Here is an 11,288-nt window from a genome sequence, read left to right as displayed (position 1 = left end):
CGATTGAACGGTAATTTCAGGCGTTTTGTCAAGGTTTAATCTTTAAACAGGTTGCTCATCTCAGTATCAGTCAAACCTGTAAATTTCATCACAGATTGCCTGTCCATACCACTTTCTAGCATTTGGCGCGCTATTTTCATGGAAGCCTGTTTTTCGCCTTCAAGTTTCCCTCGTCGAATACCTTGTTGCATACCTTGTTGTATACCTTCTTCTCGTATACCTCTGTGCAATATTCATCAATGCCCCCTCGTGTTTCTCTGTCTGTCTGGCTATCTCTTTGATTAACTTTGCTGGCTGCTCTGCATTCCCTTCCTGAATGAGATAGTTAAAACATAGTGATAACCTGATTATCGGTATAATAATTATACGACAACAGCGTGACAATTTCATTCAGAAGCTCGGTCATATCCCGTCGTCGAATGTGTTTTTGGATGAGCTCCAATAACGCCATTCGTTTATGCTGCATAATCTCACCGTCATCTAAGCTGGTGACATCAACCCGCTTAAACGGTTTGGTGTAGATTTTTTCGGCAATATCTCTGCCATTAAAGCAATCCAGCCAGTCAGTACTATACGAATGCGGGACGTTTCTCACCACAATAGAACAGGATAAGGAAAAACCAGCGGCAACTCTTTGTGTCCAGCCTCTAAATGCTTTTGCATAGCAGCCATACAATAACGCATAAGTCTCCATGCCATCAGTTTATCCGGCGTGGATTGGTGCTCAATCAGCAGATAGACATAACCCTGCCCTTGTTGGGTGTTGACAGAATAGAGAATATCACTCTGGTAGTTTTTCATTTCACTATCGACAAATGAGCCTGACTCCACTTTGAGGCTATCTAAGTCACACAACGACTTAATCTCATCTGGTAGCCAGATTTCAAAGAAATCTTTTGCCGTCTCTTTTTCACTTAAAAACTGTTTAAACACAGCATCGTGTGGTGTTGGAGTAAATTTTTTATTCATTTAAGATTTAAGCGTACTTTCCAACATACCGATATGCTAATGGATAGTTTTCACTATTCTCTAAAATAAAATTATCTATTTCTTTGAGTAACTCTGATTTATCAATATTTTTTTTATCTACTTTTGCGTAAATATCACCATTTATTGGCCCTTTGTAATATTTATTAGATGAAGTTTTTGATGAATTAAATTGAATATTTTCATAAATAGGCTCATTTCTTTGATTATATGGTTCAGAATATATAGGTTCGTTATTCAATTCATAAGGATTGGCATAGATATTTAAATCCTTGAATTCCTTTATCTCATTATTAAATTCTTTAGCAAGGTTTTCTTGTGTATTTATTCTTATTTTGTTAATCGATTGAGCAAAATGATAAATCCACTCATTTTCTGTTTCTATCACACAGCTAATATCCAAGCTATCAATAGAGTAGTCTAGCGAGGAACGTTGTTCAGCATAATAATCAAAACATTTCATTTGTAATGAAATCCATTTTTGGGCTAAATGCTGATTAATATCCATTTCTTGCTTTGTTTCTTCATCCAATAAATGCAGACTGACCCTTGGCTGATTTGCTGAAGTAATACCTTCCAGTTCATTTTGCTTATAGTCATATTTTACTTTATTTAAAGTTACATCTAGACCTTCTTGGATAACAGTATCGTTGTCTAATAACTCACTACTGTTAGTTAATTCTCTTTTTTTAAAGAATAAATATCTTTTTCAGTGTTCCCATAAACCAATGCGCGCTCATCCATAACATCTTTAATGGAAAAAGAAAAAGTATATGTACCATCTTCGTTTGGAGTAATAGATGCCTGAAATCTATCCTGATAAACGGGATACGCCATTTCCTTAAGTTGGTAAAACGCAGTCACTTTTTTTAAAATGGATTCAGTATCAGGTTCATCATTGTCATGTGTTAACACATAAAATTTTTCCAGCGCTTCACTTGTATTGGTTCCACAAAACCAATCTTTAATTTTTTCCCATATGCCAACGTGTGTAGCTTCTTCTTTTGATGTGCTATTAATAGCGCGCTGAACGTCTTCATGGCTAAGCGTTCTATTGAATGAGAATAAAGAATTACCTTGAATAGAAAGTGACATAATAGCTCCTTTTTTCCTCACATTTTTTATTCATTACGCCCCTACTTGCTCAGGGGCATATTTCAATGACTCGGACTAAACCGGGATTTCTTCCGTTCTTCAAGCACCGCGCCCACCTCTTTTGCTTTTTTCTCAGCCTCAAAAAAGCCAAGCACTATTTCACCGTCTGGAAATCGCCAAGCGTCGCCTGTGCCGTTTGCTAGCCTTGCCATCCAAACATCGGTATTCTTTTCTGGAATTAACCGCTTTTTGGTCGCTTAGATTTCCATTAAGCATTATTCACCGCAAAAAAAACAGTCCAATCCAACGGGCATCATATTAGCAGCGTTGGAGGAAGTTGTTAACTATTAGTTGTTGGTTGAGTGTAAGTGGTTTTTTAAAATTAGAACTCACTATAAGCCGTAAGTAATTGATTTATAGTGAGTGAAATCGCTTGTTTTTACGTGTAAATGCGTATATTAAATGAGCTATATATTTTTAAGTAATTGATATTTAAGCTTTATGTTTTTATTTGTTAGCTTATTTGGTATAAGCTGCAAGTAAAAATGGATGTTTTTTAGCGTTTGGTGGTGGCAGTGTTACTCTAAGTGAATTAGAAGAAGCGACTGGCAAAGGTATTGAAACAAAAATTTTTCCTGAGTTTTTACCAGATCCAATTAATTTAGACGGTAAATTAGCGCAAGGAAAAACAATGGCTGAAATATGTCCAATACAAACAAAATATACAAAAGAGATATAGTATAAGAATAATCTCTCCAGCTGATTTACATAAACGAATAAGGCAATATATTTAGCCCGCCATTTATTCTTAATAGCTAGGGTAGTTTGCTATCTTACAAAATGGAGTGATTATTTTAATTGTAAAAACTCTCAGTCTCTTGATGGTTATATTACATTAAACAAAAAAACTTTTATCAAGTGGTGTTCAGTGTTATTGATATCTTACATATTATAGATTTTAGACGTTAAAGATTAGCACACATTGAACACATCAAGTCTTTGCGTAATTAGTTAAAAAATTACCATAAATATAGTTTTCTTTATTAGAAGGCTAGATTTATTTGGTTAAATTTTTTCAAAAGATAAAGTGTATTGTTCAAGCCAACGCATTAATAAAGTTAAAATGCCATTCACGCATAAATAGATAATTTCCGCTGCAATAAAAACATCGATATTATAAGTTTGGCCAAAAATTTGTTGGCTATATCCCATAATTTCTAATAGCGTTATGGTACTTGCTAGTGAAGTGCTTTTAAAGATAAGGATCACCTCATTAAGAATAGGATGAAAGTGCACGTTTAAGCGCGTAAGGCAAAATAATTCTTCAGGGTTTGGTAATTTGACATACCTAACGCCTGACAAGATTGCCAGTTAGCTTTAGGAATTGCTTTTACTGCACCATGAAATAATAAGGTGGAATAGGCAGCGCTATTAAGCGCTAACGCTAACAGGGCACAAACCCATGGAGTAGAAATCAATGCCCATAATGCAGAGTACTCTTTTAGTGCGGGAAATTGACCGGGTCCATAGTAAATTAAAAAAAATTGAACCAGCAAAGGAGTGCCGGTAAATAGCGTAATATAGCCTTGAATAATAACCGAAAAAATCGCTGTTTTTAACGATAAAATAATAGTCAAAAATAGTGCTAACAAAAAGGCAATTAGTAACGCGCATAATGTTAATGATAAACTGGTTGGTAAGCCTGGCAGCAATGACATGATTAAATCGATTATTTTGCGACTCCCCGTTCAAACTGAGTTGTGCGTAATTCAATGCGTCGTAAAATAAATTGACTTACCAGGCTCGATAACCAGGTAGATTAATGCCACAATTAAGTACCAAGTCAAAAGGTTCATGAGTACGATTGACAATCGTTTTGGTTTGCAACATCAAGTCATTTACGCTAATCAGTGAAACCAATGCAGTATCTTTTAGCAATACCAGCCATTGATTGCCTAAGCCAGGTAATGCATGACGCCACATTTGGGGCATAATAAGCCGTAGGAAAGCAATATTTCGATTGAGACCCAATGCATGAGCTGATTCCCATTGGCCGGATGGTATCGCTTTTAGGGCGCCTCTTAAGGTTTGCGATGCATAGGCGGCATAGAGTGAGAGCAAGAACAACACCACAGAAAAAAGGGATAAAATCGAATTCACTATTTTGTGGGAAGAACCAGTCAGGATCGACTTGCCAGGTTGTTTGCCAGAAAATGAAATTAATATTAATGCCGTCACCTAACAACATAATAAATTGTAATGTGCCATAGTAAACGAACAGCACAACTAATAATTCAGGTAATCCGCGAATTAAAGTCACCCAGCAAGAACCAAGCAAGGCTACAGGCCGCCAGCGAGCAGATTCCCAAGCAGTAAATAACAGGGCTAATAATAGCCCTAGTATCAAAGCGATACCAGCAAGAGTAATCGTCAAACCGGCGGCATTTATTAGAAACAACAGATTATTCATCACGATAATCGACTATTTTTGCAACCATTTTCGATAGATAGCATCATAGGTGCCATCTTGTTTTAATTGTGCCATCGCTTTATTTAATTTATCTAGCAGCGCTTTGTTTCCTTTGCGTACCGCAATACCCAGACCCACACCAAAATAATTTGCATCTGTTATTGTTTCGCCCACGGCGGCAAGGTTTTCGTTACCTTTTGTTTTTAACCATTCCGTTGTAACAGAGGTATCTCCAAACACAGCATCTATACGGCCATTTTGTAAATCGAGGATAGCAGTTTGGTAATTATCATACGGGATAGCTTGCATCTCTTTATGCTGTTGGATGATATATTTTTGATGGGTGGTTCCATTTTGCACGCCAATTTTTTTACCTTTTAATAATGATATTTTATTAATTTTATTTTTTTCTGCGATAAATGTTGCTGAGTTATTATAATAACTATCAGTAAAATCAACTTGTTTTTGCCGCTCTGGTAATATCAATTCCAGCCATCAAAGCATCAAATCGACGCATTTTCAAATTGGGGATTATGCTATCAAAAGATTGATGAGTAAATGTACAGTTGGCATTGAGTTTTTTACATATGGCATTGGCCAGAATCAATATCAAAACCGACAATGTTATTATTGGCATCAATTGATTCGAATGGGGCATATGTTGCTTCAGTTGCAAAGCGTATCGTCTCTTTTGGTGAGGATAGCACTGATATGGATAGGCTGCATAAGATAATAGCTAACAGTGATTTCTTCATTAGTTTATTCTCAATGAGATGAATGGGATAGATAATTTTCCAAGCCTTGAGTTTGTGGTCTAGTGAAACAATCAATATCGCCTTGCTCCACAATTACCCCTTTTTCCATATAAACTATCTTGCTCGCTGTTTTACGGGCAAAATCAATTTCATGAGTCACTATCAGTTGGGTGATGCCCATTTTTGATAATTCTTGTATAATATTAACTAATTGGCTTGTAATTTCAGGATCGAGAGCGGCTGTTGGTTCATCAAATAACAGTATTTCAGGCTCCATCATTAATGCTCTGGCAATTGCCACTCGCTGTTGCTGACCTCCAGAAAGATGCAATGGGAAACAATTAGCAGATTCGGTTAACCGTAAACGGTGCAATAAATTTGCTGCTTTTTCTTTAGCTGCTGCCTTAGTTAAACCTAATACTAAACAAGGCGCTTCAATCAGATTTTCTATTACGGTCAAATGTGGCCATAAGTTATATTGTTGAAATACCATCCCCACTTTTTGTCTTAACGCTCTGATTTCATTTTTTTTTGTTTGGAGTGAAAAATCAAAATGGTACCCAGCGATGTTCAGTTGGCCTGAACGGGGCATCTCTAGTAAATTGAAGACACGTAATAATGAGCTTTTGCCAGCACCGCTTGGGCCAAGTAATACCATCGTTTCACCCGTTTCACATGTCAAATTGATATTGTGTAGGGCTTGCTCTTCACCATAAAAGCAATTGATTTGTTTTAATTGAATGCTCATGCTAAAAATATGAATAAATAAATAAGTTAAACAATGATAATCTTAATGAAATAGTTATGCAATATGTAATTTCTACAAATAGACTAATATTGATATTTTATAAGGAATTTTGGCTTTATTAAGCTAATTTTTATTGTTATTTATATATTATTAATGCAGTTTTATTGGTTTTTTTAGCCATGCCCTTAAATATAAAACGATGAATTGGGCTCATGATTAGCCAATACATTAGTCCTGAAAAACCGGCAGCATACCACCATGCTCTGACATCTAACGTTCGATATTTGCCATAATCCTTGATGGTAAAAGTTAAACGTCCTAGTCCCGGTGCTTTCATACCAAATAATAGGGTTAATTGATGTCCGGGTTTGATATTAATCACTTTCCAGCTATCAATCATGTCGCCTAAATATAATTCCTCACGTATAGGGCGGCCATATTTTACTTTGTTGAGCATTAAATCATCAATTAAGGCGCGTAATTGCCATAAAATATTGGCGTAGAAATATCCTCTTTTGCCACCAATTTGTTGCACGATTTGCCAAATAGTCCGGCTAGTAGCGCGGGTTGTTAGTGTAAAACCGGCATCTTTCGGATAATAACTATATTTGTCACACCATTTTGTTTTTAGAATTGAATATAAGCCCCAATCCGCTTTATTAATGGCATTAGGCGAGTTAATAAACGCTGGTTTGATTGCTTCATCAACGCTAAGCAATTTTTGCGGAATAAGCTGTTTTAACGCTTGATCATTAGCTGGCAGATTGTGCTGTAGCCCTTGAATTAAACTTTTGGTAATAGAGGGAGAGACTGACGTTATTAGGCTAATGAATTGAATGAAAATTAATCTAATTGGGATAGGTAGCGGGATAAGTGGTCGATACTTACCGCTTATCTGCATAAAGCGCTTGAAGAGTGTTTGATAATCAATATATTTCGGCCCACCAGCATCAAGTATACGATGCTCATTAGTTGGATGGGCTGTCAATTGCGTCAGATAGTAAAGCATGTTTTCTAAAGCAATATGGCAAGATTTTGACCTTACCCAACGTGGGGGAGTGAGAATGAATAAGTTGTAAGTCATATCCCGAATTATTTCATAAGGCGCGGAGCCCGCACCAATAATAATTGGTGCCCGAATTTCTCCGGTCAGTTTACGTGCCATCAGATGTTGTGAATGACAGCAATGGTTTTGTAGTGCGCTTAAATAGATAACTTGTTTTACTTGAGAGTGCTTGAGTACATTTTTAACATTAAGAGCAGCCAGGCATTCTTGTTCAATAAGATTATTATTAGCTGCCATACTGTGCACAAGAAAGTAAACGATATCAATATTTGTCATAATATCGTTTAAGGTTTTGGCTGCGAGTAGATCAACATAACAACATTGATTATTTGGCTAATTTTGTGCTCTAGCCCAATCAAGTTGACGTGTTGCTGCGGTGATCATATGTCCTTGTTTGATTAACGCTGGGATCAGATTTTGACCAATATAACCGTTAGCACCAAGTACTAAAATCCGTTTTTTACCCATATTTGGTTACCTATTTAGCACCAGCGTGGTTGGCAGAAAATTTAGTTGTCTATTAGGTGAAGAAGGCAATCAGTAATGGCGTCAATAGACTTAGTACAAAACCGTGGACAATGGCAGCAGGTACAATAGACACCCCCCCGCTACATTGTAATATGGGGAGCGTAAAATCCATCGATGTTGAGCCACAAATCCCCAATGCAGTAGAACGAAATTGATTGATAATAATTGGAATAAGCATAATAGCCGCTAATTCACGTATTAGATCGTTAAAGAAAGCGGTACTACCAATGACTGGCCCGTAAGCGTCGGTAAGCAGTATACCGGTTAGCGAATACCAACCGTATCCGGCTGCAATCGCTAAACCTACTTTAGTAGGTAGTCCTAATAAAAATGCCGCCAAAATACCACCAAGTAGCGCGCTGGTGGCAACAATTACCGCAATCGTTGCGCCTCTGAAATTGATTAAAATTTGCCGAAGATACATCCCACTATTACGAAGATGGCAACCCACCAATAATAATAAACAGATAAGGGTAATTTCAGTACCATGTTTGGCATAGGATAAAAATGGGCACTTTGTTAATCCTAACAGGAAACCTAGTATTAACACGCCACACAGTGGTAGTGAACTTAAAATCATTTTTAATCGAGAGAGTGGTTTATTGGTTTCCCGTTTCGCAATTTTCACATGGAAAAAGTTTATCCAATAATAATAAAGCAATCAGGTTAGCGGCAAAGGTGCAGCAAAAGAAGACCATGGTATAGATAAAAATGGCAGTAAGATGAGTACTAATATTATCCAATAACGTCAAAGTGATGCCCATTAAAAATAAAATAATGTAAACCATCACACCTAATAGGCGATGAGTAAGCGCTAAAATCTTCTTATTCTTGAAGCGAAATAGATAACCTAGTGTTAACGGTAAAAGAATGATAAGTAGTCCTGAATACATAGTCCATCCTTAGTACAATTAAGGCTTTTATGGCGATGATTTTGTGGAAATAATGTGAAAAAGATAGGCAAAATAATGATAAATATTTTATAACAGACTCAAACTAGGCGCAATATCATAGAATAATATTTAAACGTAATTCATTTGCTCACAGGATAATCCAGTAACTATTGCTGATAGGCATAAAAAGAGGTTAACCAATGTATTTGCAACAAGTCGAGATTTCTGGTTTTCGCGGCATCAATCGGCTTTCATTGACCTTAGATCATAATACTGTGTTAATTGGTGAAAATACCTGGGGTAAGTCAAGTTTGTTAGATGCGCTGACTATTTTATTATCACCTAAGCAGCCGTTATATCAATTTAGCCAACATGATTTCCATTACTTGGTAGATACAGATGAACAAGTCAATAATCTACAAATTATTTTAGTTTTTTGTGAAAACCAGTCAAATAGTCACAACGCTAAGTCGATTTAAGTCCTTGTCTGCATTATGGATTGAAGGCAATGATAAATATACACGTGTTTATTATCGTGTGAGTGCTGAACGACAAAATAATATTGTAGCTACCGAAAGATGTTTTTTAGATAAGGACGGCAATAAGCTGGCTTTAAATGATAATAGCAAATATATCCAGCAGATTATTCGACTATATCCCGTACTACGTCTAAGAGATGCCCGCTTTTTACGCCCTACAACGGCTGAATCTTATGATGCTGACTATAAAAAACCCTCTGTTAAATTTGCCAGCCAATTAAAACAATTGACCCAGGCATTAATAAAAGCATCACCAAAATTGTCTTATGAAGAGATTGAAGATGGCTTTGTGGCAATCCAACAGTTGCTCGGTTATTATTTTGCCGAACAAAATATGCGCTTATTTAATCGACCACATCAGTCAAATATTGCCTATCACTCACCTAATAGAAGAGGCTGGCGGGTGCTGGAGGATATCAATCGCATAGTCGGTAAACCGGAACAGCATTCTATTCGGTTAATTATTTGGCAACTTTTTTCATCATTTTTACAATTACAGGGCGATTTTCAACTAAATAGCGATGCTCGGCCTATTCTGATTATCGAAGATCCGAAAAACTCGTTTACATCCTCATTATGCTTTTCGGTTGCTTGGCGACTATTAAATCTTTTTTCATTGCAGCGTATTAATTCAACTAATTCAGGCGAATTGCTTTCACAAGTTCCATTGGAAAATATATGCCGCTTAGTACGTAATTCAAATCGAGTGGTTGCTTATCGGTTAAAGGCGAATAAATTATCACTGGAGGATATGCGTCGTCTTTGATTTCACATACGTATTAATCGCCCATCAGCACTATTTGCACGCTGCTGGTTATTGGTTGAAGGTGAGACCTAAATCTGGTTGATGAATGAATTAGCACGCCAATGTAATTATCATTTTGAGTCAGAAGGTGTTAAAGTCATTGAGTTTGCGCAATGCGGTCTTAAACCATTATTAAAGTTTGCTAATAGTATGGGGATCGAGTGGCATACTTTGGTTGATGGCGATAATGCAGGAAAACAGTATGCTGATTCAGCAATTGCTTATGCTGAAAGAATCAATGATACTCCTCGAGATAGACTAACTATATTACCTGAGTCAGATATGGAGCATTTCCTTTACCGTGAAGGTTTCAGCGATATTTATCATCAGATTGCCGCTATTCCTGATAATGGTAAAATATTACCGCGTCGTGTCATTATTAAAGCAATTCATCGAACTTCTAAACCTGATTTAGCAATTGAAGTCGCCAATAGAGCGGCAGAAAAAGGCGTTAATTCAATTCCTTCGTTGCTGCGCCATATGTTTTCACGTGTTGCATGGCTAGCCAGAGGGCAATCTTAGTAAACAGGTAAGCAATAAAAATATTGTGGCATTTTTCTGCTGGTTTTAGTCGAGGCAGTAGTGGCTCTTATACGGTTTTTAACCTATTCCATATTAAAAAAAGTATTTTTAGTATGAAATTTCTTCCCAATCAAAAAAAGCGTTTATTAATTTTTCTGATGTTGATATTAATTATTATCATCACCGCTGTGATGTTTTATATAATTCATTTCCCCCAAAAAATAAATTATCAAACTGTCGCTGTTATCAGAGGAAATATCGAAAAACATGTACTTGCCACGGGTAAGCTGGACGCGTTGAGTAAGGTAGATGTTGGCGCCCAGGTTAGTGGCCAGTTACAGACCCTTTATGTAAATGAGGGGGATATGGTAAAAAAAAGGGGATTTGTTAGCGGTAATCGATCCGCAAAAGGCGCAAAATGTTGTTAAAGAATCAGAGGAGACGCTGCGTGAACATCAAGCTAATTTGGCCTTAGCGCGGGCTGAATTGAAGTTAGCAGAAATGACTTATCAGCGCTATGTCGATTTGGTAAAGCATCAGGCTATTTCTCGGCAGGAGTTTGATCGAGTTAAAACTGATGTGAGGTTAAAAAAGCGCGGGTAAAAATTTATATTGCCTAAATTAATCGTAATCAAGCCTCGTTAAATACAGCTAAAACTAATTTGAAATATACCCATCTTACTGCGCCATTAAGTGGGATTGTCACTAACATTAAAACGTTGTAGGGACAAACGGTAATCGTTTCTCAAGAAGCGCCAACTATATATCATGCTTTTAGTTGCCACAATAATTTATTATTTAAAATCAATATAATAAAACAATATCATCACTATAATTCACCATTCATTCACTAAAAATCAAAGCTCAATCCAACTATTGT

General features: G+C 36.6%; 5 protein-coding genes and 7 pseudogenes. 2 read left to right on the top strand and 10 right to left on the bottom strand.

Annotated features, from left to right (window positions below):
• Positions 1–35: 35 nt before the first annotated feature.
• From AC01GB_RS01465 to AC01GB_RS01420, 10 genes and pseudogenes are all read right to left on the bottom strand, one after another.
• Positions 36–969, bottom strand: a pseudogene (locus tag AC01GB_RS01465) (Rpn family recombination-promoting nuclease/putative transposase).
• 7 nt (positions 970–976) lie between these two features.
• The gene (locus AC01GB_RS01460; protein ID WP_474449946.1) at positions 977–1,519 is read right to left on the bottom strand and encodes a hypothetical protein; all 543 of its coding nucleotides are present in this window, start codon (positions 1,517–1,519) and stop codon (positions 977–979) included.
• A 143-nt stretch (positions 1,520–1,662) separates the two neighbouring features.
• Complete coding sequence (locus tag AC01GB_RS01455) at positions 1,663–2,082, bottom strand: hypothetical protein (protein WP_474449945.1); 420 nt, start codon at positions 2,080–2,082, stop codon at positions 1,663–1,665.
• A 62-nt stretch (positions 2,083–2,144) separates the two neighbouring features.
• Entirely contained in the window at positions 2,145–2,294 is a 150-nt protein-coding gene (locus tag AC01GB_RS01450; protein ID WP_474449693.1) for a hypothetical protein, read from the bottom strand.
• Positions 2,295–3,147: 853 nt separating this feature from the next.
• A pseudogene (gene artM / locus AC01GB_RS01445) lies at positions 3,148–3,815 on the bottom strand (arginine ABC transporter permease ArtM).
• Positions 3,812–4,552: pseudogene (gene artQ, locus AC01GB_RS01440) on the bottom strand (arginine ABC transporter permease ArtQ). The pseudogenes artM and artQ overlap by 4 nt, the downstream one beginning before the upstream one ends.
• Before the next feature lie 12 nt (positions 4,553–4,564).
• A pseudogene (gene artJ / locus AC01GB_RS01435) lies at positions 4,565–5,307 on the bottom strand (arginine ABC transporter substrate-binding protein).
• A 10-nt stretch (positions 5,308–5,317) separates the two neighbouring features.
• Positions 5,318–6,055, bottom strand: a complete 738-nt coding sequence (artP, locus tag AC01GB_RS01430) for an arginine ABC transporter ATP-binding protein ArtP (RefSeq protein WP_474449697.1) — start codon at positions 6,053–6,055, stop codon at positions 5,318–5,320.
• A gap of 136 nt (positions 6,056–6,191) precedes the next feature.
• A pseudogene (locus AC01GB_RS01425) lies at positions 6,192–7,589 on the bottom strand (DUF2867 domain-containing protein).
• 52 nt (positions 7,590–7,641) lie between these two features.
• Positions 7,642–8,542: pseudogene (locus AC01GB_RS01420) on the bottom strand (LysO family transporter).
• A 200-nt stretch (positions 8,543–8,742) separates the two neighbouring features.
• On the opposite strand from AC01GB_RS01420, the pseudogene AC01GB_RS01415 reads away from it, so the two are divergent.
• Both AC01GB_RS01415 and AC01GB_RS01410 read left to right on the top strand, forming a co-directional pair.
• Positions 8,743–10,408: pseudogene (locus AC01GB_RS01415) on the top strand (DUF2813 domain-containing protein).
• 384 nt (positions 10,409–10,792) lie between these two features.
• Entirely contained in the window at positions 10,793–11,011 is a 219-nt protein-coding gene (locus AC01GB_RS01410) for a hypothetical protein (RefSeq protein ID WP_474449944.1), read from the top strand.
• Positions 11,012–11,288 lie beyond the last annotated feature (277 nt).

It is taken from the genome of Candidatus Arsenophonus phytopathogenicus (genome assembly GCF_056113345.1).
This window is presented reverse-complemented; position numbering and strand designations above follow the sequence as displayed.